The 26285-nt window shown below is 38.9% G+C and carries 19 protein-coding genes and 2 tRNA genes; 17 read left to right on the top strand and 4 right to left on the bottom strand.

Annotation, left to right across the window (positions count from 1 at the left end; translation table 11 throughout):
- Positions 1–30: 30 nt before the first annotated feature.
- Positions 31–783 (bottom strand): 30S ribosomal protein S2, encoded by a 753-nt coding sequence (rpsB, locus tag SOI81_RS05240; protein ID WP_002118204.1) that lies wholly within the window; start codon positions 781–783, stop codon positions 31–33.
- Between the two features lie 210 nt (positions 784–993).
- On the opposite strand from rpsB, the gene map reads away from it, so the two are divergent.
- The 4 genes from map (at position 994) to SOI81_RS05220 (ending at position 6230) form a co-directional block, all read left to right on the top strand.
- Positions 994–1818, top strand: a complete 825-nt coding sequence (gene map / locus SOI81_RS05235; RefSeq protein WP_046811653.1) for a type I methionyl aminopeptidase — start codon at positions 994–996, stop codon at positions 1816–1818.
- A gap of 207 nt (positions 1819–2025) precedes the next feature.
- Positions 2026–3096, top strand: a complete 1071-nt coding sequence (locus tag SOI81_RS05230; protein WP_239975083.1) for an OmpW/AlkL family protein — start codon at positions 2026–2028, stop codon at positions 3094–3096.
- A 403-nt stretch (positions 3097–3499) separates the two neighbouring features.
- Positions 3500–4846 carry an MFS transporter gene (gene crnA / locus SOI81_RS05225; RefSeq protein WP_239975082.1) on the top strand — a complete coding sequence of 449 codons (1347 nt, stop codon included), beginning with the start codon at positions 3500–3502 and terminating at the stop codon, positions 4844–4846.
- Between the two features lie 169 nt (positions 4847–5015).
- Positions 5016–6230 (top strand): MFS transporter, encoded by a 1215-nt coding sequence (locus tag SOI81_RS05220; RefSeq protein WP_320541335.1) that lies wholly within the window; start codon positions 5016–5018, stop codon positions 6228–6230.
- A 243-nt stretch (positions 6231–6473) separates the two neighbouring features.
- On the opposite strand, the gene sthA is transcribed toward SOI81_RS05220, so the two are convergent.
- Positions 6474–7886, bottom strand: a complete 1413-nt coding sequence (sthA, locus tag SOI81_RS05215) for a Si-specific NAD(P)(+) transhydrogenase (RefSeq protein ID WP_002118117.1) — start codon at positions 7884–7886, stop codon at positions 6474–6476.
- Between the two features lie 196 nt (positions 7887–8082).
- Between sthA and lipA the strand changes: the two genes are divergently transcribed.
- From lipA to SOI81_RS05200, 3 genes are all read left to right on the top strand, one after another.
- Positions 8083–9096 carry a lipoyl synthase gene (lipA, locus tag SOI81_RS05210; RefSeq protein WP_002118167.1) on the top strand — a complete coding sequence of 338 codons (1014 nt, stop codon included), beginning with the start codon at positions 8083–8085 and terminating at the stop codon, positions 9094–9096.
- Positions 9097–9375: 279 nt separating this feature from the next.
- Entirely contained in the window at positions 9376–11838 is a 2463-nt protein-coding gene (locus SOI81_RS05205) for an acyl-CoA dehydrogenase (RefSeq protein WP_239975080.1), read from the top strand.
- A gap of 106 nt (positions 11839–11944) precedes the next feature.
- Complete coding sequence (locus tag SOI81_RS05200) at positions 11945–12328, top strand: carboxymuconolactone decarboxylase family protein (RefSeq protein ID WP_239975079.1); 384 nt, start codon at positions 11945–11947, stop codon at positions 12326–12328.
- Between the two features lie 39 nt (positions 12329–12367).
- On the opposite strand, the gene SOI81_RS05195 is transcribed toward SOI81_RS05200, so the two are convergent.
- A complete protein-coding gene (locus SOI81_RS05195; RefSeq protein ID WP_239975077.1) occupies positions 12368–12904 on the bottom strand; it encodes a cysteine peptidase family C39 domain-containing protein in 537 nt (178 codons plus the stop codon).
- 221 nt (positions 12905–13125) lie between these two features.
- On the opposite strand from SOI81_RS05195, the gene ahcY reads away from it, so the two are divergent.
- The 6 genes from ahcY to cca all read left to right on the top strand — a co-directional run bounded on the left by ahcY (position 13126) and on the right by cca (position 22981).
- Positions 13126–14508, top strand: a complete 1383-nt coding sequence (gene ahcY / locus SOI81_RS05190) for an adenosylhomocysteinase (protein ID WP_239975075.1) — start codon at positions 13126–13128, stop codon at positions 14506–14508.
- 71 nt (positions 14509–14579) lie between these two features.
- Positions 14580–15416 (top strand): methylenetetrahydrofolate reductase [NAD(P)H], encoded by an 837-nt coding sequence (gene metF, locus SOI81_RS05185; RefSeq protein ID WP_224991413.1) that lies wholly within the window; start codon positions 14580–14582, stop codon positions 15414–15416.
- Between the two features lie 18 nt (positions 15417–15434).
- Positions 15435–16157 (top strand): 16S rRNA (uracil(1498)-N(3))-methyltransferase, encoded by a 723-nt coding sequence (locus tag SOI81_RS05180; RefSeq protein ID WP_239975073.1) that lies wholly within the window; start codon positions 15435–15437, stop codon positions 16155–16157.
- 134 nt (positions 16158–16291) lie between these two features.
- Complete coding sequence (locus SOI81_RS05175) at positions 16292–19144, top strand: GGDEF domain-containing phosphodiesterase (protein ID WP_239975071.1); 2853 nt, start codon at positions 16292–16294, stop codon at positions 19142–19144.
- A 236-nt stretch (positions 19145–19380) separates the two neighbouring features.
- Positions 19381–21651: an NADP-dependent malic enzyme gene (gene maeB, locus SOI81_RS05170; protein ID WP_016140443.1), complete on the top strand. Its 2271-nt coding sequence runs from the start codon at positions 19381–19383 to the stop codon at positions 21649–21651.
- Positions 21652–21742: 91 nt separating this feature from the next.
- Positions 21743–22981: a multifunctional CCA addition/repair protein gene (gene cca, locus SOI81_RS05165; protein WP_320541334.1), complete on the top strand. Its 1239-nt coding sequence runs from the start codon at positions 21743–21745 to the stop codon at positions 22979–22981.
- 43 nt (positions 22982–23024) lie between these two features.
- Here the strand turns inward: cca and algW are convergent, their stop codons facing one another.
- The gene (gene algW / locus SOI81_RS05160; protein WP_200042497.1) at positions 23025–24200 is read right to left on the bottom strand and encodes a S1C family serine protease; all 1176 of its coding nucleotides are present in this window, start codon (positions 24198–24200) and stop codon (positions 23025–23027) included.
- Positions 24201–24394: 194 nt separating this feature from the next.
- Here algW and SOI81_RS05155 point away from each other — a divergent pair, with 194 nt between their 5' ends.
- From SOI81_RS05155 to SOI81_RS05140, 4 genes are all read left to right on the top strand, one after another.
- Positions 24395–25153, top strand: a complete 759-nt coding sequence (locus SOI81_RS05155) for a Nif3-like dinuclear metal center hexameric protein (protein WP_320541333.1) — start codon at positions 24395–24397, stop codon at positions 25151–25153.
- Between the two features lie 145 nt (positions 25154–25298).
- The gene (gene sodB, locus SOI81_RS05150; RefSeq protein WP_320541332.1) at positions 25299–25925 is read left to right on the top strand and encodes a superoxide dismutase; all 627 of its coding nucleotides are present in this window, start codon (positions 25299–25301) and stop codon (positions 25923–25925) included.
- 146 nt (positions 25926–26071) lie between these two features.
- Positions 26072–26147: transfer RNA gene (locus SOI81_RS05145), tRNA-Asn, on the top strand.
- Positions 26148–26155: 8 nt separating this feature from the next.
- Positions 26156–26231: transfer RNA gene (locus tag SOI81_RS05140), tRNA-Asn, on the top strand.
- The last annotated feature ends 54 nt before the right edge of the window (positions 26232–26285 follow it).

Below are 26285 nucleotides of genomic sequence, written 5' to 3'. Positions count from 1 at the left end.
GCAAAAATGACAAGCCTGCGTCAAAACGCATTAAGCCTCAGAAGCGTCTTTCGCAGCGTCATCGCCTTTTGCTTGAGCGTTCGCTTGAGATTGAGCGTATTCTTTACCAGCAAGAATTGCGTCAGCCATAGCTGAAGCATATAGAGTTACTGCACGGATCGCATCGTCGTTACCAGGAATAACGTAATCAACGTTGTCTGGGTTAGAGTTTGTATCAACGATACCGATAACAGGAATACCTAAGTTCTTCGCTTCTTTGATTGCAATCGCTTCGTGATCAACGTCGATTACAAATAATGCGTCAGGTAAACCACCCATGTTTTTAACGCCGCCTAAAGAGCGCTCAAGTTTTTCCATCTCACGAGCACGCTCTAAAGCTTCACGTTTAGTAAGCTTAGCAAAAGTACCATCTTGAGATTGAGTTTGAAGATCTTTTAAACGGTTGATAGATTGGCGAAGTGTTTTCCAGTTCGTCAACATACCACCTAACCAACGGTGATCTACGTATGGTTGACCAGCGCGTTGAGCTTGTTCACGGATGATGTTAGAAGCAGCACGTTTTGTACCAACGAACAAAACTTTGTTCTTTTTGCTTGCTAATTGGTTAGCGAAGTTCAAAGCATCATTTAACGCAGGAACAGTGTGCTCAAGGTTGATGATGTGAATTTTGTTGCGCGCGCCAAAAATGTATTGACGCATTTTTGGGTTCCAGAAACGAGTTTGGTGACCAAAGTGCGCACCTGCTTGAAGAAGGTCGCGCATGCTTACGTTGTAATCTGCCATTTTCTTTACCTTAAAAGTTGGGTTAGGCCTCCATATATCCGCATTCTCCACCCTTTTACAGGCACCCAGAGTAATGTGACGATATATGTGCGGATTTTTTACTCCATCTATCAAAATTGTTCGTAAAAGATATTCACGAAAAGCATTTGATAAAATGGGCGGCTATTTATACCATAGACACTTGTAAATTACCAAAAGTTTTTAGAGATCATGAACAGTACTTATACAGCTCCACGTCGATTAATCAAAACTCCAGATGAAATTGAAAAAATGCGCATTGCAGGACGACTGGCGGCTGAAGTTCTAGAGATGATCAAGCCCCATATTAAGGCAGGTGTAAGTACACTTGAACTTGATACCATTTGTCGCAATCACATTGAAAATGTGCAGCATGCTATTCCTGCATGTGTCGGCTATGGTGGAGCTCCTGGCCGCCCGGCTTTTCAGCACTCTATTTGTACTTCGGTTAACCATGTTGTATGCCATGGTATTCCCTCTGAAAATAAAATTTTAAAAAATGGTGACATTCTTAATATTGACGTAACTGTCATTAAAGACGGTTATCACGGCGATACCAACATGATGTATGTCGTTGGTGGTGAAACTTCTATTTTAGCAAACCGTCTATGTAAGGTTGCTCAAGAAGCGATGTATCGTGGAATGGCAACTGTCAGAGATGGTTCATATTTAGGTGATATCGGCCATGCAATCCAGAAGTATGTTGAATCAGAACGTTTTAGCGTAGTACGTGAATATTGTGGCCACGGTATTGGGACTGTTTTCCATGATGAACCTCAAGTCCTCCATTATGGTCAAGCTGGTACAGGTATGCGTTTAGAAGCTGGTATGACTTTTACGATTGAACCTATGGTAAATGCGGGTGTTTGGCAAACCAAATTATTGGGTGACAAATGGACGGTTGTAACGAAAGATCATAAACTTTCAGCTCAATATGAACATACTATTTTAGTCACTCAAACAGGTATTGAAGTTCTAACTGCTCGTCCTGAGGAAGATCTATCTCGCTTTAACTAAATAGTTTAACAACCTTAAATAAAAGGCTGCCTTGTGTAGCCTTTTATTATTTATTATGTACTTTTTATTAATAAATATTTCCAAATATAAACAAATATTTCAAAAAAATTACAATTGTTAATTTTAAATACACAATCATTTTAATAAAACACGCTATGGTGGGCTCAATAAAAATCAGTAAACAAATGCCGGACATGGAGTCCTTTTATGATGAAAAAGTCATTATTTTGTATGACAGCTGCTTTTTTTGCTCTGCCAACAGTCACTTGCGCCGCTTCTCCATATTTTAGTTTAAAAGATGGCGATGGCTTCAAACGTTTTTCTATCTCTGCTGGTCCGTTATATGTCAAACCGACAGGTAATGCTCAACCATTTAGAATTAATACTTCTGTTAAAGAGAATGAGCAGTCTAAGGTCGGAGATATTAAAGTAAAAACTATTCAAGACAATATTTCAGACGATAATAGTAATGTCGTTCTTGAACAGCTCATTGATGTTATTGGTTTAGGTACAGATACTATTCCTGCATGGTTAAGTGGGACAGCAGAAATCCGCGGTTTAAGCCAATGGGAAGCTGAAAATACAGGTTTAGAAGCAGATGATGTGACTACTCTCGGTCTCATGTCAAATTACTTTTTTACAGATAATGTTTCACTAGAAGTAAAAGCAGGAATTCCCCCTAAAGTTGATTTACAAGGTAAAGGGAAAATATATGCTCCCTTTTCTGCTACTGCAAAACCTGCTGGTGGAATCCTCGGGTCGATGGAGCTTGAAAATAATATTTTTATTACCGATCTTGAAGCACATGGAAGTGCGGCATCGGCTCGAGCTTGGACACCTGCATTTGAACTACAGTACCATTTTGGCAAAACTGGCGTAAATAAGTTTAGACCTTATGTCGGATTAGGTGTGATGTATGCCTATTTCAGTGAGTTAGAAATGAATCCTGAAATTGAGAAAGATTTGGTCAGTGCCGGGCACATGATTGTCAATATTAAAGATGGTAAATCAGGTGCTGCCTTAGAAAGAAAAACTAGCTCAGGAGATCCTAAAGTAGAACTTGAAGCATCCGATGCAATTGCGCCTGTAGCAACTTTAGGTTTCACCTATGACTTCAATGATAAATGGTATGCGGTCGGGTCTGTTTCTTATGCTCATTTAAAAACAGATACAACGATTACAGTCAATGATGCTAAGTATGGTGAATTAATTAATGCAAAAGCAGATATCGAAATTAATCCAATTTTAGGTTATGCAGGTATCGGTTACCGTTTCTAACTTTTGTGTCACGTAAAGCTATAAGAACGGAGGAACGTTGTTATAGCTTTCTTTCTCTCTACACACTGCCTCTTTTTAAAACAAAGTGCTAAAAAAATGAGCACTTTTTAAAAATAGGTTTATCAAATCTCTCTTTCTTCACTTTTATCATCTTCTTTCTTTAAAATTCCCTACCCTAATAGTTTTTAATTTTAATAACTAAATGAATAAAATTAAAAACTAAGGTTTTCCTTTTAGTAAAAATAATTTTTTGGCACAAGCTTTGCTTTATTCATAGCAAGATGAGTCAACGATGACTCAATGAATAAACCAAGACGGCCAATGATGTCCGCTCTGATCGGTATGCAGTAGGCAATAAATTGCCAAGCAAATTAACATTTCGTTCAGTTCAGGGGGACGGCGTATGTCTTCAAATATCAATCTAGATGCAAAAAAAGCAACTGAGATTAAATTATTCAGTTTTTCTACTCCAGCAATGCGTGCCTTCCATATGACATGGCTCGCATTCTTTGTGTGCTTCTTCGCATGGTTTGCATGTGCTCCATTAATGCCAGTGATTAAAGGTGAGTTCGGCTTAACCAAAGATCAAATTGCCAATATTAATATTGCTGCCGTTGCGATTACGATTTTAGTAAGACTCGCTGTCGGTCCCCTATGTGATAAATATGGACCCCGCATCACTTACACCACCCTATTGCTATTAGGAAGTATTCCAGTATTTGGAGTAGCCGCAGCCAACAGTTATGAATCCTTTTTATTCTTCCGCTTGCTGATTGGTGCAATTGGTGCAAGCTTTGTCATTACTCAATATCACACCAGTGTCATGTTTGCCCCTAACGTAGTAGGGACAGCAAATGCGGCAGCAGCTGGTTGGGGAAATGCTGGTGGCGGTGCAACCCAAGCGCTTATGCCTTTATTACTCGGTGCAATTATCATGTTTGGCGTCGAGCAAACTATGGGCTGGCGTGTTGCGTTAGTCGTACCGGGCATAATGATGGTCATTGTTGGTATTCTTTACTGGAAACTCACTCAAGATTGCCCGCAAGGAAATTTTAAAGAAGTCCGCGCACAAGGCATTGAAGTTGGCAGTGGCAAAAAAGGTGGCATGGCAATTTTAATGCAAGCTGCTCGCAACTACCGCGTCTGGATTTTATTTGTAGCTTACGGGGCATGCTTCGGAATCGAAATTTTTATCCATAACGTTGCAGCAATGTACTATGTTGATCAATTCAAAATGGATTTAAAAACTGCGGGTTTAACTGCCGGAATATTTGGTCTTTTAGCATTATTCGCTCGTGCGCTTGGCGGTATTATTTCTGATAAAATTGCTCTCAAAAAAGGTTTAGATGGCCGCACTAAAGTACTGGTACTCATGATCTTGAGCGAAGGTTTATTCTTAATTCTTTTTTCTCAAATGAATATGGTTGCTCTTGCAATTATTTCTATGACAATTTTTGCCCTCTTTACTCACATGGCTTGTGGCGCGACCTATGCTCTCGTACCATTCATTGACCGTAATGCATTAGGTGGTGTTGCTGGCATTATTGGGGCTGGTGGCAATGTAGGTGCTGTAGCTGCTGGTTTCTTACTTAAAGGCTTGCTTGATGTTCAAACTTGCCTATTTATTTTAGGTGGCCTAGTCATGGTCGCAGGCTGTAGCGTCATTTTGATTCGCTTTACCACCGAACATAAAGAAAAAGAACAAGTGCTTTTTGAACAAGCATTACTTGAACGTAATTCCGCCGCGTAATTTTTATAAGAAGCAGAGATCAAAATGATGTCTGCTTCTTTAATTGTCTTCTCATAAAATACGACCCTTAAAAACTTTTTAATTCTTCTTAAATATCATCCCAACCATATCGATATTGTTCGATATATCTTCTACAATAAATCATCATTATTATAATTTTCCATTAATCATGACTAAAACTGGCAACCAATTTTCTCAGTCCCTCATCTATATGTTGATTGGCAGTGCAATTATTCTGGCACTTTCATTAGGTGTTCGTCATGGTTTCGGCCTTTACCTCGTACCAATGAGCCATGAGTTCGGTTGGGGGCAGCATGTTTTTAGTCTTGCAATCGCTATGCAAAATTTAATCTGGGGCGCAGTTCAACCTTTTACTGGGGCAATCGCAGATAAATACGGCAGTAAAATTGTGGTTGCTGTTGGTGGGCTATTTTATTCCCTCGGCTTACTACTCATGGCTTTTAGTTCAAGTGTACTCATTTTGAATTTGAGCCTAGGTCTTATTATTGGTTTAGCTTTATCAGCAACTTCTTTTACAGTTTTACTGAGTGCAGTAGGCCGAGCTGCTCCACCTGAAAAAAGGAGTATGGCAATGGGGATTGCCAGTGCAGCAGGTTCTTTTGGTCAGTTTATTATGCTGCCCTCAACCCTTCTCTTACTTAAAAATGTTGGATGGTCAGCAGCCCTAATGGTCAGTGCGCTATTAATTGCCCTTATTATTCCACTAGCGTGGATGTTAAAAGGTCCTAGTACTCAAACACCAAAAGCAATTACACAACCTCAGCTCACATTTAAACAAGTATTGAATATTGCCCAAAAACACAAACCCTTCTGGTGGTTAGCATTAGGCTTTTTAGTTTGTGGATTTCAAGTTGTATTCTTAGGTGTACATTTACCCGGTTATTTAATCGACCATGGCTTTGATGCAGCTACAGGTACCGTGTTTCTGGCACTAGTTGGACTATTTAATATTGTGGGGACTTACGGCGCAGGCTGGTTAGGAGATCGCTTCTCGAAGCCTAAGTTATTAATGGCACTTTATGGTAGCCGCGGCATCGCAATTATTGCTTTTTTACTATTACCTTTAAGCACATATACGGTATATGCTTTTGGAGTGATTATGGGCCTTTTATGGCTTTCTACAGTTCCACTCACAAACGGCATTGTGGCAAATATGTTTGGTGTTAAATACCTTTCAATGCTAAGTGGTATTGTGTTCTTCACTCATCAAGTCGGCTCTTTCTTTGGCGGTTGGCTTGGCGGTGTTAATCACGACTTAACAGGTAATTACAATGCGATTTGGCTATGTTCTATTGCATTGAGTATATTAGGTGTAATCGTACACTTCTTTGTAAATGAGGAGGCTGTTATTCATGACGCATAATGCCTTACTTTTGAAAACAATTATGATTTTTCTCGTCATTACTCTTTTGGTCTGTTCACTTATTTTATGGATGCAGACACCTGATTTATTTGAGTATTTTAATCAAGCATTTTGTGCTCACTAGAGATATCAACAATCAGACTAAAGCTTTGCATTGTCATAAAAATATAAGAAACCTATGGTCTAATAAAAATAAAAAAGCCCGCAAATTTGCGGGCTTTTTTATGGAAAAATTATTTAAAATCAAAATAAACGGTTCATACCATTAAGTGCAGCTACACGGTATGCTTCCGCCATGGTTGGATAGTTAAATGTCGTTTCAACGAAATATTTCAATGTATTATTTGGGCTGTGCATAACTGCTTGCCCAATGTGGATAATTTCGGCAGCGTTATTACCAAAACAGTGAATACCCAAAATTTCCATAGTGTCGCGATGGAAAAGAATTTTTAACTCACCTACGGTATCGCCGGTAATTTGTGCACGAGCCAAATGACGGAAAGAAGCTTGACCCACTTCATACGGAATTTTCTCTTCCGTTAATTCCTGTTCATTCTTACCAATTGATGAGATTTCCGGGATGGTGTAGATACCCGTTGGGATATCACGTACTGGCTTCGCATCTTCACCACTCATGTTTGCGCCCGCACAGCGCCCTTGGTCATAAGCAGCAGAAGCAAGTGAAGGCCAGCCAATCACGTCACCAGCAGCATAGATGTTTTCAACTTCAGTTTGGTACTGATCATTTACTGAAAGTTGGCCGCGGTTGTTTGGAACTAAGCCAACATTCTCAAGACCTAAACCTTCTGTGTTTCCTGAACGACCATTACACCAAAGGATCGCATCAGCTTTAATCTTTTTACCACTTTGTAAATGCAGAACCACATGGTCATCAAACGTTTCAAGATGATCCATTTGTTCATTGTGACGAATCAATACGCCTTGTTCACGTAAGTGATAAGACAGGGCATCAGCAATTTCATCATCTAAATAGCTTAAGAGTTTTTGCTGAGTATTAATCAAGTCAACTTTATGATCTAGACCAATAAAGATTGAGGCATATTCACAGCCAATAACGCCTGCGCCGTAAATAATAATTTTTTGAATTGAGTAATCAAGATCAAGGATTTTATCCGAATCAAATACGCGAGGATGATCAAAATCTAGACCTTGCGGATGATAAGGACGGCTACCTGTTGCAATCACGATTTGCTTACAAATAATCGTTTCTTTAATACCTTCATGGCTAAAAACTAAAACTGTATTTTTATCTTGAATATATGCACGGCCGTGGAATACACCGATTTTGTTGCGGTCGTAAAAACGTGTATGCGTATCAACCTGTTGTTGAATTACTTTGTGCGCATTACGCAATACCTGTTTCATGGTGAACTGTTTCCATTCACCTACTTTTTGAAACATTGGATCACGCTGATAGCGAATAATACTAGAAACCGTTTGACGCAATGCTTTACTTGGAATGGTACCTACGTGTGCACAGTTACCACCAAGTTGATCACGCACATCTACAATTGCAACACGCTTACCCGCTTTTGCAAGCTTCATTGCCGCGCCTTCACCTGCAGGTCCAGAACCGAGAACTACCGCATCGTACTTAACGAAATTCCCACTAACGACCTCTTTTTTACGTGGCATTGAAAGCTCCTTCCTCACTTGAATGACCATATTTTATAATAAATTATGGGTAATATGCGGTGAATTTATGTATTTCTCAACCCTATATTTCTGAATAACCACATTTATTATATGAATAGTTATTTTCCGCTATTAACTGCAGAAGTTCGCTATAATACAATGTCAATGTCTCTATAAACGAGTGGAAAAGTTAAATATGTCAGAACACCGTAAACCTGAACAGGGTGTAAAACTTCGTGGCGCAGAAAAAGTCGCAAGAATTCCTGTAAAAGTTGTACCTACGGTTGAAGTGCCGCGTAAACCTGACTGGATTCGTGTCAAGATGACGGCACCAGAAGAAGTTCAGCGTATTAAAACGACTTTACGTGCTCAAAAACTCCATACCGTTTGTGAAGAAGCTGCTTGTCCTAACCTACCTGAATGTTTTGGTGGTGGTACAGCAACATTCATGATTATGGGTGATATTTGTACACGTCGTTGCCCTTTCTGTGATGTAGCACATGGCCGTCCAAATGCACTCGATGCTGATGAACCTCGTCACATGGCAGAGACAATTGCTAATCTTAAACTCAAGTATGCAGTCATTACTTCGGTTGACCGTGACGACTTGCTTGACGGCGGTGCACAACACTTTGTGGACTGTATCAAAGAAGCTCGCGCACTTAGTCCAAATACATTACTTGAGATTTTAGTACCAGATTTCCGCGGACGTATGGACATTGCTTTACGCATTATGACTGAATGTCCGCCAGACGTATTTAACCACAACATTGAAACTGTGCCACGTCTATATAAAGCGATGCGCCCAGGTTCAGACTATCAACATTCTTTAAACTTATTAAAAATGTTTAAAGAATATTGTCCAGACATTCCAACGAAATGTGGTTTGATGGTCGGTATCGGTGAAACTGAAGAAGAAGTTATTGCATTACTTGATGACTTACGTGCTCACGATGTTGACTATGTAACTATTGGTCAATATTTACAGCCTTCTAAACAGCATGCACCAATTGACCGCTTTGTAACGCCAGAAGAGTTCGAACGTTATGCAGAGCATGGCCGTAAACTTGGCTTTAGAAATATTTGGTCTGCACCAATGGTTCGTTCAAGTTACTTTGCTGATCGTCAATACCACGGTGAACCAGTACCAGAAGTTCGTCGTAAAGTAGATCCAGCTAAAAAAATTGCCGTTCAAGTTGTCGAAGCTTAAAAATTCAAATCAATGAAAGCCCTCTAGTTCAGAGGGCTTTTTATTTGTATAAGAAAATCAATAACATTTCTTGACAAATCGATAAAACAAGCCATTACACTTTCACTTAAAAATATCTTATACCTAAAAGTACGATATATCCCTGCTCTAGCATATACATCAATTGCGACATAAAAAATTAAATTTAAACAGCATTAAAATTAGCTAGTTAAGCCTTAAATCTCTCCTCGCTTTTTTTTGTAACTTCTAACTTGAGGGCTTATCTAGCAAGGAGCAAATATGATTTTCCTACTCTTTGTTTTAAGCATTGTCATTCAGCTTTTTGCAATATGGGCAATTTTCTTTTTTAACCTGAATCGAATCATTGGTAGTGTAATTACGATTGCTATCGCTATATTTACAGCACTCATATTAACGCCATGGGCTCTCATTTTAGGTATCCCCCTCATTGCCCTTAGTATCATTATTTTATTTGCACCATTACGCTTTAATTTGATTACTAAACCGGCATATAAAACATTAGCAAACTCAATGCCAAGCATCAGTACAACTGAACAAGAGGCTTTAGAGGCAGGTACCAGTTGGTGGGAAAAAGAATTATTTATGGGGGCACCTGATTGGTCGCAATTTGAGAAATATCCCTACCCAACGTTGTCAGCAGAAGAACAAAGTTTTATCGACAATGAAGTTGAGCTACTTTGCAGCATGCTAGATGAGTGGGAAATTCATCATCACTTAAAAGATCTTCCACCAGAGGTTTGGCAATTTATTAAAGACAAAGGTTTTTTAGGTCTCATTATTCCAAAATCTTTTGGTGGTAAAGAATTTAGCTCATTTGCCCAAAGCCGTATTATGAGCAAAATTGCTTCACGCTCACTCACCACTGCTGTGAGTTGTATGGTTCCAAACTCGTTGGGGCCGGGTGAGCTACTCATGCATTACGGTACCGATGCTCAAAAGCAACAATATTTACCGGGCCTTGCAAAAGGTGAAGAGATTCCATGCTTTGGTTTAACCAGTCCAGAAGCGGGTTCAGATGCTGGTGCCATTCCAGATTCAGGCGTTGTTTGCTACGGTGAGTATGAAGGTGCTCAGGTTCTTGGGCTGCGCATGAATTTCTCTAAACGCTGGATTACGCTTGCTCCAATTGCCACCGTTGTTGGCTTAGCATTTAAACTTTATGACCCAGAAGGCTTACTCGGCGATAAAAATAAAATAGAGTACGGTATTACCTGTGCCTTAATTCCTGCCAGTCATGCAGGTGTAAAAATAGGAGCACGTCATTATCCTGGCTCTCCATTTATGAATGGAACAGTAGAAGGAGAAGATGTTTTTATTCCTATTGATTGGATTATTGGTGGTCAAGAAAATGCCGGTAAAGGCTGGCGTATGCTCATGGAATGCTTAGGTGTGGGCCGTGGTATTTCCCTTCCAGCTTTAGCAACAGCAGCAGGTGAAATGAGCTATTTAACCGTTGGTGCTTTTGCGAAAATTCGTCAACAGTTCAATATTTCTGTCGGTAAATTTGAAGGTGTACAAGAAGCGACCAGTGAAATTGCCAGCGATGCCTATATGCTTGAAGCATTCCGTTATTTAGTGACATGTGGCTTAAACCAAGGTGGAACTCCTGCTGTAATGACTGCCATGGCAAAATATTATGCAACTGAAACGATGCGTAAAGTGGTCAATCATGGGATGGATATTGCGGGAGGACGTGCAATTCAACTTGGACCACGTAACTTCCTTGCCCTTACCTATCAAGCCATTCCAATTGCAATTACGGTAGAAGGCGCAAATATTTTGACCCGTTCATTGATGATTTTTGGCCAAGGCTCAATGCGTTGTCATCCTTATCTATTTGAAGAGTTGCAACTCCTTCAGTCTGAAGACAAAAATAACTCAGTCAAAAAATTCGATGATTTATTATTTAAACATTTAGCCTATACCTTTAACCGTGGTGCTAGATCATTTGCTTACGGTTGGACAGGTGGCTCAAGCGATGCACCTCAGTCAGCAGATCAATTCACCGCAAGTTACTATAAGACGATTAACCGTTTTAGTGCCAACTTCGCGCTTGTTTCGGATATGTCACTTGGCTTACTTGCAGGAGACTTAAAACGCAAAGAGATGTTATCAGGCCGTTTGGCAGATATTCACGCGCACCTGTTTATTTCTACTGCGATTTTAAAATTTTATGAAGCTGGACAAAAAACTGAAGCTGAACAACTTCACGCTAAATTAGCGCTACAAAAAGCGTTCTTGAATATTCAAGAAGCATTTTGGGGATTATTTGAAAACTTCCCAGCCAAACTTCCAGCAACGTTTGTGAAATGGATCTGTTTCCCTTTTGGTCGTGTCATTTCAAAACCAGATGATGAGTTAAAACAACAAGTCGCTGAACTTATGATGCAAGAGCATCCTTTCAGAGAACAGCTTAAGCATCACGTATTTTATTCAACCAAAGCCGATGATGTAACTGGCCGTTTAGAGCATGCTTTCCAAATTCTGCGAACACTTGAGCCGCTTTGGGATAAGTTTAAAAAAGCTGAATCTAAAGGCAAATTTAAAGGGCTTACTTTTGAAGAAAATATTGAACAAGCAATAAAAGAAGGCTTTATTTCTGAAAGTGAAGCTCAACAATTATTGCAATACAACGCAATTCGATTTGATAGCATGCTTACAGATGTATTTGATGAAGATTTAAATAAGGATCTTCCTTTGTCGAACCCTCATCAAATTTAGTGACTGATGCCTCCACTAATTCACTATTGCAATCACACTTGATTCGCATTAATTAATAAACAGCCATAAAAGCGTCAATCGACGCTTTTATTTTTAGGAGAAATTAATGTCTAAGCAAGATTACGAAAATGGATTAAAAATACGCACAGAAGTGATGGGAGAAGCTTTTGTAAAACGTGCCCAAGAAAACACCGTATCCTTTACCCAGCCTTTACAAGACTGGATTAATGAACATGCATGGGGATCGACTTGGCAGCGTGAAGGTGTGCTACCACGTAAATATCGTTCATTAATTACTTTGGCAATGCTCACGGCACTCAAATCACCTACTGAACTCAAAGGTCATGTTCGTGGTGCGCTCAACAATGGCTGTACAGTTGAAGAGATTCAAGAAACTTTATTGCATAGTCTGCCATATTGCGGTGCGCCTGCTACACAAGAAGCTTTTCGTGCTGCTTTAGAAGTGATTCAAGAATATCAACAACAATAACTTCAATATGAGCCAGCACGCTACTGGCTCTTTTTTAATCTAATTCAATTTGGTCGGATATGCCTGAAAATTACGGTCATCAATCACGATAGCCTGACGACAAATCCCTTCTACTTGACGCTGCATTTCAAAAACTGTTGCCGACATCGGCTCAAAACTATCAAAAAAGCAGATTTCATTTGAGTCAATAGAATAGATAAGTGACTGATTTCCGATACCTGCTAAAGTATCGTAATAGACAATCACCATTTTTCCATTTTCAATTGCAGTTTGAATATCTTGATAGCTGAGCGCTGGTCCAGTTGGAATTTTTAATACCTTTGCTTCTTTATAGCTCATGCGTTCGCTTTGGCTAATATTAGGGTCTTCATCTGAATGAAATGAAACTTCAAATCCGAGTTTGTTTAAAGCGACGGCTAAAGCAATCGTATAGGTCCCTCCTTCATCATGTCGACAAACTTTGATCAACTCGGTCACATCAATTTGCACTGCATGATGCTGAAGTACCATCCACACTGCAAATACGCCACAGTTGGCTTCAAGGTTCGCTAATACTTCGGGGATATTTACTGCCATAATTGAAATCTAAAGTAATAATTACGCAGATAATAAACAAAACTGGATTGGCACTAAAAGCTTTTCCAAGTACAATGTCCCACTAGTCGAGGGATGCTGCGACAAATGATCGGCACTAAAGATCAATTTGCCAGGCTCGACGATCGGTTAAACACTCGTTTTAACCAACAACGGCATCCGCGAACAGAATGATCAATACTATTTTTTCCTAGGAGATCCTGATGAACGCGGTTAATGCTTCATTTACAGATTACAAAGTTGCTGACATTTCACTTGCTGACTACGGTCGTAAAGAAATCAAACTTGCTGAAGCAGAAATGCCAGCTTTGATTGGCTTACGTAAACGCTATGCAGCGACTAAACCACTTGCTGGCGCAAAAATTCTTGGTTGTATTCACATGACCATTCAAACAGCGGTTCTTATTGAAACGCTTGTTGAGTTAGGTGCTGAAGTACGCTGGACATCATGTAACATTTTCTCGACTCAAGACCACGCTGCTGCTGCAATTGCTGCTCGCGGTATTCCAGTTTTTGCTTGGAAAGGCGAAACTGAAGAAGAATATGTATGGTGCCTTGAACAACAGATCAATGTGAATGGTCAACCTTGGGATGCCAACATGATCTTGGACGATGGCGGTGACTTAACTGCTCTTGTTCATGAAAAATACCCTGCTCTTTTAGAACGTATTCACGGTATTACTGAAGAAACTACAACAGGTGTTCAACGTCTTATCGAAATGTGGAAAGACGGTTCTTTGAAAGTTCCTGCAATCAACGTAAATGACTCAGTTACTAAATCTAAAAACGACAACAAATACGGTTGCCGTCACTCATTAAATGACGCAATCAAACGTGCAACTGACATGCTTTTGTCTGGCCGCCGTGCACTTGTAGTTGGTTATGGTGACGTAGGTAAAGGTTCTGCTCAATCTTTACGCCAAGAAGGCATGATCGTTCGTGTAACTGAAGTTGACCCAATTTGTGCAATGCAAGCATGTATGGACGGCTATGAAGTTGTATCTCCATACAAAAACGGCGTACAAACAGGAAAAAAAGAAGATATTAACCATGATCTTCTTAGCAACACTGACCTTGTTGTAACAACAACTGGTAACTACCACGTGTGCGATGCAGCAATGTTAGACAGCTTAAAAGCTGGTGCAGTTGTATGTAACATTGGTCACTTCGATACAGAAATCGACACGGCTTATTTACGTGGTTACAAGTGGGTTGAAGTTAAGCCACAAGTTCACCAAGTTTATCGTTCAGAAGACGAAAACAACTACCTTATCCTTCTTTCTGAAGGTCGCCTTGTAAACCTAGGTAATGCAACTGGTCACCCATCACGTGTGATGGACGGTTCTTTTGCTAACCAAGTTTTAGGTCAAATTCACTTATTCCAAGAGAAATTTGCTGACCTTCCTGCAAATGAAAAAGCTGCAAAAATTCGCGTAGAAGTTCTTCCTAAGAAACTTGACGAAGAAGTTGCTGCTGCAATGGTTGCAGGTTTTGGTGGTGTACTTACTCAGTTAACTCAAGAGCAAGCCGATTATTTAGGCGTTGCTGTTGAGGGACCATTCAAATCTGACGCTTACAAATACTAAGAAATTAAGGGCAGACGGTGAACCGACTGCCCTTTTTTCTAAAAATGTTTCGCTGTTTACAAGGATTTGACATGACTAAACGTACACCTATTTCTTTTGAGTTTTTCCCACCAAAAACTGATGCTGGTGCAGAAAAACTTCGTATTGTTCACCAAGAATTACAACTATTAAACCCTGAGTTTTTCTCGATTACTTATGGGGCTGGTGGTTCTACTCGCGAACGTACTCTTGCTGCTATTGAAGATTTTAACGGTAAAGGTACGCCAGTTGCACCTCACCTTTCTTGCATTGGTGATGATAAAGCTCGTATTGCTGAGTTACTGGATTTATATAAAGCGCAAGGCATTAATCGTATTGTCGCTTTACGCGGTGACTTGCCTTCTGGTCAGGTTGGACTTGGGGAACTTCCTTACGCACAGGATTTAGTACGTTTTATTCGTGAGCACTCAGGTGATCATTTTCATATTGAAGTTGCAGCTTATCCAGAAATGCATCCTCAAGCTGAAAACCTTGATTCGGACATTCAACGTTTTATTGAAAAAGTACAATCTGGTGCCAATGCGGGAATTACCCAATTCTTCTTTAATCCAGATTCATACTTTTATTTTATAGAGCGTTTAGATAAAGCTGGAATTAACATTCCGGTTGCTCCTGGTATCATGCCTATTACCAATGCAAGTAATTTAATTCGCTTTGCAGATGGTACGGGTGCTGAAATTCCTCGCTGGATCCGTAAGCAGTTACAAGCCTATGGCGATGACAGTGAAAGTATTAAAGCTTTCGGTCATGAAGTTGTTGTTAAGCTATGCGAACGCCTTATTGCAGGTGGAGCACCAAGCTTACACTTCTATTCAATGAATCAAGTCGAACCAACTCGTCAGCTTGTTGTTGACCTTGGTTTAAATTAATTTTGTAAGGCGTACCCAATGAATCGTTTTTTTATCGAAACTGAACTTACAGTTGGCTCAACAATTCAACTGACAGAATCAGTATTTCATCATTGGGTACGTGTTTTACGTGCACAACTACAAGAACAAGCGACTTTATTTAATGGACAAGGTGGTGAATATCTCGCAACGTTGACCGAAATTAATAAAAAAAATGCCTTTGTCACAATTGAAAATTTTAACCCTGCAAACCGTAATGCCCCTTTTAAAGCTGTTTTGGGCCAGGTTATGAGTAAAGGCGATCGAATGGATTATGCTATTCAAAAAGCCACTGAGCTGGGTGTAAGCCAAATTCAATTATTAACAAGTGAGCGTTGTGAAATGCGCTTAAAATACGATCGAGATCAAAAAAAATTAGATCACTGGCAAGCAGTTGCAATTGCAGCATGTGAACAATGTGGCTTGAACTTAGTGCCAGAAGTATTAGCACCTATTTCCCTTCATGAATGGTTAAGTTCGTCTGAACTTCCTCACTCTAAATTTGTTTTAGCGCCTGAAAAAGAACAAAAAGATGTATTGGCAGGAATACAACCTGAACTTGCCCTATTAATTGGCCCAGAAGGTGGGCTAAGTGAAAATGAAATTACCCAAGCCAATCAAGCTGGTTTTATGAACTGGTGTATTGGTGACCGTGTTTTACGTACAGAAACTGCCCCAGTTGTTGCCTTGTCTATCTTAAATTATCGATTTTTATCCACCTAAGTTCTCAGAACATTGATTAAATCGTGATTTAAAGTTAATTTACTTTTATTGTATGAATAAAATTTCAAATTCTTTTTCACTGATAAATCAGATTCTTTCTGTATATATGTAAAAAAATAGGATAGAAAAATCTTATGTCTGGGCTTCAGGAAGAATATCTACAGCATCAAACAAAAATTGAACAGCTGAAACTTTCAACTCAATATATACGTTGGTATTTGATTAGCCTGATATTACTGTGCCTTATTTCATATGGTATTTTTTCTTACTATTTTTCCTCTGTAATAACAATATTTAGCTGGTCTATTGGACTGACTATCATTTCTTTTATCTGCTTATTATTTATTCTAAATATTTTAACTCACTACCGCACTATCGACTTCACAAAAAAAGCTGATCGTGTCTTACAAAGTATTTGTTTATTATCTGGCATTTTAATGGGAATAAATGTCACGATTATTCATTTTTATCTTCCGCCTGAGCTAGTTGCACTACCAGATGCTCATATTTTAATTGCTTTATTTATTACCTCTGCTCATATCATTGGCCTTACGTTTTTAACGCAACAACCTCGATACTTTTATCTCTTATTTATTCCTAGTACTTTGCCGCTATTGTTCGCCCAATTCACACACAACTCCATTACTGAATTACCATTTTATTTTGCCTATAATCTTACCTTTGTAGCAACAGTACTTTGTGCATACGCAACTCAACGTAATTACCAAAAAATTTCTCAACTATTACTTAAAAACAAACAGCTTGTTCAAATTTCAGACCAACATACTCAGTGGGCTGAAGAATTATGTGTACAGCTCCAGCAAGAAGTAAATAAGTCTAAAGATATTGAAGCCCAACTTCAGTTCAACAATCATTTACTTGAGCAAAAAGTACGTGAACGTACTTATGATCTCACCAAAATGAATGAGCAACTCGAAAGCCATCACTACAATTTAGCTTTTGCGCATGAAACTGCAGGTATCCGGCCTTGGGATTGGGATATTGAAAATCAAAAGTTAGAAATTACTTTTTTTGATCAACAAAAGCAAAGTCAGACTGCTGTTATTCATCTTCATGCGATATTAGATCGGATCCATCCAAGTGATAAAAAGCTTTTTGAAGAACGTTTAAAACAACATTTGGAAGGTATTACAGATCATTTTAATATCAATTTTCGCATTTTACGTCGAGATGGTTCTTGGCGATGGATTCATGATGTAGGTCGAGTCATCACAAGAGATCCTAAAACACAAAAAGCGCTTCGTATGGTTGGAATGACCCGAGATATACATCAAGAGAAAAAAGATCAAGAACATCTAAGACTATCAGCTATTGTGCTTGAGCAGGCTGCGGAAGGAATATTTATTTTAGATGAACATCTGAACTATATTAATATTAATCCTTACTACGAAAAATTGACTGGATTTACTAAAGCAGAACTTTTGAATAAAGAGTTATTTAGCATTACAAGTAATCAAAAGGAATTACAACAACAATTTCATACCTCAATAAAACAGCAGCTCCTCGAGACAGGAGAATACATGGGCCAGTTTGACGAAAAATTTAATTCTGGCAAAAGCGTCTATTTGTGGTTGCATATTAATGTCGTCAAAGATGAGTTCAATCAAATCACCAATTACATTGGATTTGCCCGCGATCTCACTGAGCAGAAGCGCCAAGAGCAGCACCTATCTTATTTAAAAAATTACGACAGTCTCACCCACTTACCTAATCGTCTTTACTATTACAATCAACTACATCAATATCTTGTAAATCCTTCATATAACATTAAAAATTTAGCTTTAATACGAGTCAATATTGACCGATTCCGGGCTTTTAATGAATTTTTAAATAATGATAGTGGTGACGAACTACTTAAACAGTTCGCACAAAGATTACGCTTAATCAATATTAATGCAATTTTAGTCGCCTACTTAAATAGTGATGATTTCGCAATTATTTATGAAATTTCACCAATTCATCCAAATATTGAGCAATATTGCCAAAATATTTTGCAAGCGCTAAACGCACCATTTTATATTGATAATCACGAATATTTTATTACTGCTTCTATTGGTGTGGCATGTTTCCCTGAACATGGCAGACAAATTGACCATCTCAACCATCATGCAGAGCAAGCACTTTCAGAGGCAAAACGTTTAGGAGGCAATACCATTTCTTACTACTGCAATAAAACAGATCACCCATATAAAACTGCCGATTTAGAACAAGAATTACGCAAAGCTATTCAAAATAATGAATTTGTAGTTTATTACCAACCTAAAATTAGTCTACAAGATCAATCCATTATCGGTTTTGAGGCACTCATTCGTTGGCAACATCCTGAAAAAGGATTAGTCATGCCGAATATGTTTATACCTTTTGCTGAGCGTAGTAGCCTAATTTCAGACATTGGTAAAGTTGTTTTAGATAAAGTTGGAAAGCAACTACAAGAGTGGAAAAATGCAGGCTATATCAACATTCAAGTCTCTGTAAATATTGTGGCACAACAGATACATCGAGGCTTATTACTCAGTGATTTAGATGAGGTTTTGCAAAAATATAATATACAAGGTTCAGATCTTGAACTTGAAATTACTGAGTCAGCCCTTTTAGACAATACTGATAACGTAAAAACACTATTACACGCGATAAAACAACGAGATATCTCAATTGCCTTAGATGACTTTGGTACGGGTTATTCTTCTTTGGCGTACCTGACAGAATACCCAATTGATGTATTAAAAATTGATCGTGCTTTTATTTCTAAAATTGGTGATCACAAACAAGAAGCGATTGTGAATGCAATGATCGCAATGGGTAAAAGCATGGGGCTTAAACTGGTTGCTGAAGGCGTAGAAACAAAAGAACAAGTAACCTATCTGCAAAAACAACAATGTGATTTTTTACAAGGCTATTTCTTTAGTCGTCCAATCCCTGCCGAGCAGGTCATTCCTTATCTACAAACAAATCCACATATTTCTTAACTGTTTTGGCCATCTATTTTACCTATGCTGCTTTTTCCAAAAATGAGCGTTTTTGACTGTGAGAAATAAAGAAGTAGTGTTATATTCTTTAGCATTTAGCTCACCACGGGGCTATTGGCAATTCGTCTACTATTCTCTTAATTGGTAAAAATTAAAGCATAGTCAAAGAGCCGCGTTGCCTCTCCCTAAATGAGCGATTTGACTAGTTTGCTTTTTTGTATCAAATAGAGACTCAGATGGACGATCAATCTTTAAAACAGGCCGCTTTAAATTACCATGAATATCCAAACCCAGGGAAAATCAGCGTCACCCCAAGTAAGCAACTTGTCAACCAACGAGATTTGGCTTTAGCCTACTCACCAGGAGTTGCTGCGCCATGTTTAGAGATTGAACGTGATCCATCAACTGCTGCTAAATATACAGCTCGCGGAAATTTGGTTGCCGTAGTCAGTAACGGTACAGCTGTTCTTGGTTTAGGTAATATTGGACCATTAGCTTCTAAACCTGTAATGGAAGGTAAAGGGGTTCTATTCAAGAAGTTTGCTGGTGTTGACGTATTTGACATCGAAATTGCAGAAAACGATCCAGATAAAATTGTAGATATTGTTGCTTCTCTTGAGCCAACTTTCGGCGGTATCAACCTCGAAGATATTAAAGCGCCAGAATGTTTCTATATTGAGAAGAAACTTCGTGAACGTATGAAAATTCCTGTATTCCATGACGATCAACATGGTACAAGTATTATTGTAGGTTCAGCTTTGCTCAATGCATTGCAACTTGTAAATAAAAAAATTGATGAAATCAAAATTGTAGCTTCAGGTGCAGGTGCAGCAGCACTTTCATGCTTAGACTTGCTTTGTGCACTTGGTGCTAAAAAAGAAAATATTATTGTTGCCGATTCTCGTGGTCTATTAACGACTTCTCGTGATGGACTTGATGAATCTAAAAAACGTTATGTTCAAGACATTACTGCATCTCAGCTTCATGAAGTAATGGCTGGTGCAGATATGTTCTTGGGTCTTTCTGCTGCTGGTATTCTCACCAAAGAAATGGTGAAACAGATGGCTGAGAACCCTATTATCTTTGCTTTGGCAAACCCAGATCCAGAGATTTTACCTGAACATGCACATGAAGTACGTCCAGACGTGATTATGGCAACAGGTCGTTCTGACTATCCAAACCAAGTAAACAACGCATTATGCTTCCCTTACATTTTCCGTGGTGCACTTGACGTTGGCGCAACGACGATTAATGAAGAAATGAAAATTGCATGTGTACATGCAATTGCACGTATGGCACATGTAGAAGCTGATGCAGCTACTTATGGTGAAAAATCTGCTTCATTTGGCCGTGATTATTTAATTCCACGTCCACTTGATCAACGTTTAATTTTAGAAATTGCCCCTGCTGTTGCTAAAGCTGCAATGGATTCAGGTGTTGCAACTCGTCCGATCGAAGATTTCTCTGCATACCGTCAAAAACTATCTGAGTTTGTTTATAACTCTGCATTCTTGATGAAACCGATTTTTGCTCAAGCAAAAACAGATCCTAAACGCATCGCATATGCTGAAGGTGAAGATGAGCGCGTATTACGTGCAGTGCAAATCGCAGTTGATGAAGACTTGGCTAAACCAATTTTAGTAGGTCGTACTGCTGTAATTGAAGCTAATATCAAAAAATTAGGCTTACGTTTACAACACGGTGTAAATATTGAGATCGTAGATCAAGAACAAAACCCGATGTATGAAGAGTTTTGGAAAGACTACTATCAAACAATGCAACGTAAAGGCATTACTGTTGAATATGCTCAACGTGAAGCTCGTCGCCGTTCTACTTTAATTGCATCTTTACTGGTTAAATTCGGTAAAGCAGACGGTATGTTATGTGGTACTTATAGTAGCTATAACATTCACCTCGACTTTGTACGCAATGTGATTGGCCTTAAAGAAGGCATGAATAACTTCTTCACATTAAATGCATTAATGCTTGAAGATCGTAATTTATTTATTGCAGATACCTACGTAAACACCAACCCGACTGCTGAACAACTTGCTGAAATGACTATTTTAGCAGCTGAAGAAGTGCGTCGTTTTGGTATTACTCCACGTGTAGCCCTACTTTCTCATTCAAGTTTTGGTAGTGATCAAACTGATTCAAGTGCTCAAAAAATGCGTGAAGTTTATCGCATCTTATCTGAGCAAGCTCCTGAACTTGAAGTTGAAGGTGAAATGCACGGTGATGCAGCATTAGACGAAAATATTCGTCAATTTGCATTCCCAGGTTCACGTTTTAAAGGATCTGCAAACTTGCTCATTATGCCGAACCTAGATGCAGCAAATATTTCATTTAACTTATTGAAAGCGACTTCTGGTAACAACGTTACTATTGGTCCAATTTTGTTAGGGGCTGCTAAACCTGTTCATATTTTGACACCGACTGCAACAACTCGTCGTCTTATCAATATGACTGCTTTAACTGTTGCTGAAATCCAACAACAAGAAAAGTAATTTAGAAACCGCTTTTTACGAAAAGCCTCTCTAATGACTTGAGAAAACCTCTATTCTGTAGCATGATTGCTTGAAGAATAGAGGTTTTTTCATGCAAGTGTATTTAGTAGGCGGTGCTGTCCGTGATTCTTTACTTGGGCATCCCTATCAAGAAAAAGACTATGTTGTGGTCGGTGCAACGCCGGAACACATGCTCGCCCAAGGTTTTCAACCTGTAGGCAGAGATTTTCCTGTGTTTCTTCATCCTGAAACAAAAGAAGAATATGCACTTGCACGCACTGAACGTAAGTCCGGTAAGGGATATCACGGTTTCCAATTTTTTACCGATACTACTGTAAGTTTAGAAGAAGATTTAATTCGCCGTGATTTAACCATCAATGCCATAGCAATGGATCAAGATGGCAAACTATATGACCCATATGGCGGTCAAAACGATTTAGAAAATAAAACTTTACGTCATGTTTCAGAAGCTTTTGCTGAAGATCCTTTACGTGTTTTACGTGTTGCACGCTTTGCAGCGCGTTATTCTTCATATGGTTTTCATATTGCACCTGAAACCTTAGAACTCATGCAAACAATGGCAGAATCAGGTGAACTAGATGCATTAACGCCAGAGCGTGTATGGAAAGAGACTTCACGTGCACTTTTAGAAGATCATGCCGATGTTTATTTCCAAACATTACGTGATTGCGGTGCCTTAAAACATCTTTTTCCTGAAATTGATGCATTGTTTGGTGTTCCACAGCGTCCTGAATATCATCCAGAAGTAGATTGTGGCATACATACCTTAATGTCCTTACAGCAAGCTTGTAAGGCCAATTATTCGCTCGATGTTCGATTTGCTGTGTTAGTGCATGATTTAGGTAAAGCATTAACTCCAGTTAATGAACTTCCTCGCCATATCATGCATGAAGAACGTGGAGTGAAACCCGTTACCGAGCTATGTGAACGTTTAAAAGTTCCTACTCAAACTCGACAGTTGGCACTCTCAGTGTGTAAAGAACATCTAAAATGTCATCAGATTATGTCGTTAAAACCTGGAACTGTATGGCGTTTATTACAGCGTCTAGATGTCTTACGCCGTCCTGAGAGAGTAGAAGCTTTTGTACAAGCATGTGAATGTGATGCTAAAGGAAGACTAGGTTTAGAAGACCGACCTTATCCTCAAGCTCAATATATGTTAGACGCGATGCAAATCGTTCGCTCTATTAAAGTTCAGGATTTACCTGAGAATATTAAAGGTGCTGAGATTGGTGAAATGTTAATTCAGTCTCGCATTGATGCTTTAACTGAGTTTAAACATCAACATCAAGCACCCTCTCATTCTTAATTCAAGCCAATAAAAAAAGCCTCACTAAGAGGCTTTTTTACTTTTATTGTTTAGGCAGTGGTATAAATTGTGATTGAGTATTTTGGTTTTTCCTTTCCCCTACTGTCACCACAAAGTTTTGTTGCTTCCCATCTCGCTCAACCATTACATTAATTTCGCTATTAGGCGCTTGTAATGCGACGTAATTAATCAAATGAGATGCTGAAGTGATTGGCTCATTATTAACTTGAATAATTTTATCGCCAATTTTAATACCTGCTGACGCAGCTGGACCACTTTTCAAGACATCTGCAACTACTACGCCAATTTGCTGTTTCGGCGCTAATACATCTTCTTGTGTAGGGGGTACTAAACTAATCCCTAACCATCCACGGACAACACGACCATCTTTCAAAATTGAGTTTAAAACTTGTTGGCAAACTTTAGCGGGAATTGCAAAACCGATTCCTAAAGAACCACCTGACTGAGAGAAAATAGCAGTATTTACACCAATTAAATTCCCAGCCACATCAATTAATGCTCCACCAGAGTTACCTGGGTTAATTGCTGCATCCGTTTGAATAAAGTCTTCATAGGTATTGATACCTAAATCAGAGCGTTCAGTCGCAGAAATAATACCCTGGGTTACCGTTTGCCCTACACCAAATGGGTTACCGATAGCCAAGACAACATCACCTACTTCATTGCCACTTAGCTTAAATGGCAATACAGGTAATTTATCTAAATCGATTTTAATTACGGCTAAATCCGTATCAGGGTCTGTACCAACAATCGTTGCTTCTGCACGACGCCCGTCATGTAATGCTACTACAATTTGATCAGCTTGAGCAATTACATGATTATTCGTAAGAATATAACCGTCAGCTCGTACAATAACTCCAGAGCCTAAGCTATTTTCATTTTGCTGTTGTTGTTCAGGAACCTGATTTCCAAAAAATTCGCGGAAGACAGGATCACTTAATAATGGATGATTTTGTTTAACTTTCTGGGTCGTAAAAATATTAACAACGGCTGGCGCTGCAACTTTTACCGCAGCGCTATAAGATACCACCCCGCCCGTTCGTGAAGTATCAACCAATGGTTCAACTTTCTCAGCAGGCATTTGCACCCCATCAACTGCAACAGTTGGTTTCGGCTGATGGTATTTTTGCCATGCAATAAAACTGGCAATTACAATAATAAGTAACACCCAAGGTAACCATGTAAAGGTGCGGCGCACGTTCATATCCTCTACGCAAAGAAGTTTTTAATTAAATTAATATATTGAACAAAAAGACTTTTCAGTTAAGCATTTTAAATTAAATATGTCGATATACATAAAAAAGTCAAAAAAGATTTGTCTAGCTTTAGTTACACAACAAAATATGTTTCTATAGCTTTAGCAATTATTTACTACTCAATTCAGGAAATATCATGGCAAATTTGCATGAAATTATTCAGTGGTGCGACCAAACCTTAAAAGCAGCAGAATTTAAAGATTACGCACCTAATGGCCTGCAAATTGAAGGTTCAACTGAAGTAAAACATATTCTTTGTGCGGTTACTGCTTCCGAAGATGCAATTGATGCTGCAATTGCTCAGAATGCAGATCTATTACTCGTACATCACGGTTATTTTTGGAAGGGCGAACCGTATCCAATTACAGGAATGCGCGGCAATCGCATTAAGAAACTCATCCAAAATAATATTTCATTAGTTGCTTACCATTTACCTTTAGATGCCCACCCAACTTTAGGCAACAATGTGGCTATTGCAGAAAAACTGAACTTGCAGAATTTAGAACCACTCGATTTAGCCGAGAAACATCCAATTGGCAATATTGGTTATTTAGAACAAGCGCTTTCTGTTGATGAATTTAAAGCAAAACTACAAAACAGTTTTGATTTTAAGGTGATTCATTTGCCAGCAGAAAAACAAAGCATTCAAAAAGTGGGCTTCTGCACAGGTGGGGCTCAAGATTTTATTGCTAAAGCGGCTTTGCAAAATTGTGATGCTTATATCTCAGGTGAAGTCAGTGAACGAACTTTTTATGAAGCAAAAGAGTTAGGTATTCATTATTTTGCTTGTGGCCACCATGCAACTGAGCGTTATGGTGTTCAACGTTTAGCACAAGCAATCTCAAAACAGTTCTCAGTTGAAAGTGAATATTTTGAATTGAATAATCCGATTTAATTAAGTCTTTTTTTCAATCTGTGTTATGCGTATTAATTAGATCTTTATTGTGTATAGTTCTTTAAAACGATGCCCTATTGTGACCAGAATCATTTACAATAGAGCCACTTAATTGTATAACCCAGCAAATGCAAGGAATAGGAACATGACAACCATTACTTTACCTGCACTTCCATATGGCTATGATGATTTAGCGCCACATATTAGTAAAGAAACTTTAGAATACCATCACGACAAACACCACAATACCTATGTTGTTAACTTAAACAACTTAATCAAAGGAACTGACCTTGAAGGTAAAACTTTAGAACAAATCATCAAAGCAACTGCTGGTGATGCATCTAAAGCTGGTATTTTCAACAACGCTGCTCAAGTTTGGAACCATACATTCTACTGGAATTCTATGAAGCCAAATGGTGGTGGTAAGCCTACTGGCGCAATCGCTGCTAAAATTGACGAAGCTTTTGGTAGCTACGAAAAATTTGCAGAAGAATTTACTGCTGCTGCGACAACTCAATTTGGTTCAGGTTGGGCTTGGTTAGTTGCTGATGAAGTAAACGGTAAACTTTCTATTACTAAAACTTCTAATGCAGACACTCCACTTGCACATGGTCAAATTGCTGTATTAACAATTGACGTATGGGAACACGCTTACTACATCGATTTCCGTAACTTACGTCCTAAATATATCGCAACTTTCTTAGAAAGCCTTGTGAACTGGGACTATGCAAATGCAAAACTTGCAGGTCAACCAGCAGGTGTAGAGAAATAATTTTATTTCTTTATAAAAAACCACCCTATTTCGGGTGGTTTTTTTATTTTTGATACCACAAAAGCATATTAATCAAGCAAACGATTCATTTTCTTTAATATTCTTATTGACGGTTTTAGATTTCATCCATAAAATGCGCATCAGATTCTCCAATAGCTCAGTCGGTAGAGCGACGGACTGTTAATCCGCAGGTCCCTGGTTCGAGCCCAGGTTGGAGAGCCATCTACTAATCTCCCATAGCTCAGTCGGTAGAGCGACGGACTGTTAATCCGCAGGTCCCTGGTTCGAGCCCAGGTGGGAGAGCCAAGATTCTAAAAGCCCGCATTTATTGTGGGCTTTTTCTTTTTTATCATTTAATAC

This window comes from Acinetobacter pittii, from assembly GCF_034067285.1.
GTDB lineage: Bacteria > Pseudomonadota > Gammaproteobacteria > Pseudomonadales > Moraxellaceae > Acinetobacter > Acinetobacter pittii_E.
The sequence above is the reverse complement of the archived record's forward strand: the minus strand, read 5'-3'. Positions and strand labels throughout refer to the sequence as shown.

Coding starts and splice junctions, on each gene's coding strand:
- map (WP_046811653.1), top strand. CDS start 994: ATGAACAGTACTTATACAGCTCCACGTCGATTAATCAAAACTCCAGAT.
- crnA (WP_239975082.1), top strand. CDS start 3,500: ATGTCTTCAAATATCAATCTAGATGCAAAAAAAGCAACTGAGATTAAA.
- ahcY (WP_239975075.1), top strand. CDS start 13,126: ATGAACGCGGTTAATGCTTCATTTACAGATTACAAAGTTGCTGACATT.
- sthA (WP_002118117.1), bottom strand. CDS start 7,886: ATGCCACGTAAAAAAGAGGTCGTTAGTGGGAATTTCGTTAAGTACGAT.
- SOI81_RS05155 (WP_320541333.1), top strand. CDS start 24,395: ATGGCAAATTTGCATGAAATTATTCAGTGGTGCGACCAAACCTTAAAA.
- lipA (WP_002118167.1), top strand. CDS start 8,083: ATGTCAGAACACCGTAAACCTGAACAGGGTGTAAAACTTCGTGGCGCA.
- SOI81_RS05175 (WP_239975071.1), top strand. CDS start 16,292: ATGTCTGGGCTTCAGGAAGAATATCTACAGCATCAAACAAAAATTGAA.
- SOI81_RS05230 (WP_239975083.1), top strand. CDS start 2,026: ATGATGAAAAAGTCATTATTTTGTATGACAGCTGCTTTTTTTGCTCTG.
- metF (WP_224991413.1), top strand. CDS start 14,580: ATGACTAAACGTACACCTATTTCTTTTGAGTTTTTCCCACCAAAAACT.
- SOI81_RS05200 (WP_239975079.1), top strand. CDS start 11,945: ATGTCTAAGCAAGATTACGAAAATGGATTAAAAATACGCACAGAAGTG.
- sodB (WP_320541332.1), top strand. CDS start 25,299: ATGACAACCATTACTTTACCTGCACTTCCATATGGCTATGATGATTTA.
- SOI81_RS05205 (WP_239975080.1), top strand. CDS start 9,376: ATGATTTTCCTACTCTTTGTTTTAAGCATTGTCATTCAGCTTTTTGCA.
- SOI81_RS05180 (WP_239975073.1), top strand. CDS start 15,435: ATGAATCGTTTTTTTATCGAAACTGAACTTACAGTTGGCTCAACAATT.
- SOI81_RS05220 (WP_320541335.1), top strand. CDS start 5,016: ATGACTAAAACTGGCAACCAATTTTCTCAGTCCCTCATCTATATGTTG.
- rpsB (WP_002118204.1), bottom strand. CDS start 783: ATGGCAGATTACAACGTAAGCATGCGCGACCTTCTTCAAGCAGGTGCG.
- SOI81_RS05195 (WP_239975077.1), bottom strand. CDS start 12,904: ATGGCAGTAAATATCCCCGAAGTATTAGCGAACCTTGAAGCCAACTGT.
- maeB (WP_016140443.1), top strand. CDS start 19,381: ATGGACGATCAATCTTTAAAACAGGCCGCTTTAAATTACCATGAATAT.
- cca (WP_320541334.1), top strand. CDS start 21,743: ATGCAAGTGTATTTAGTAGGCGGTGCTGTCCGTGATTCTTTACTTGGG.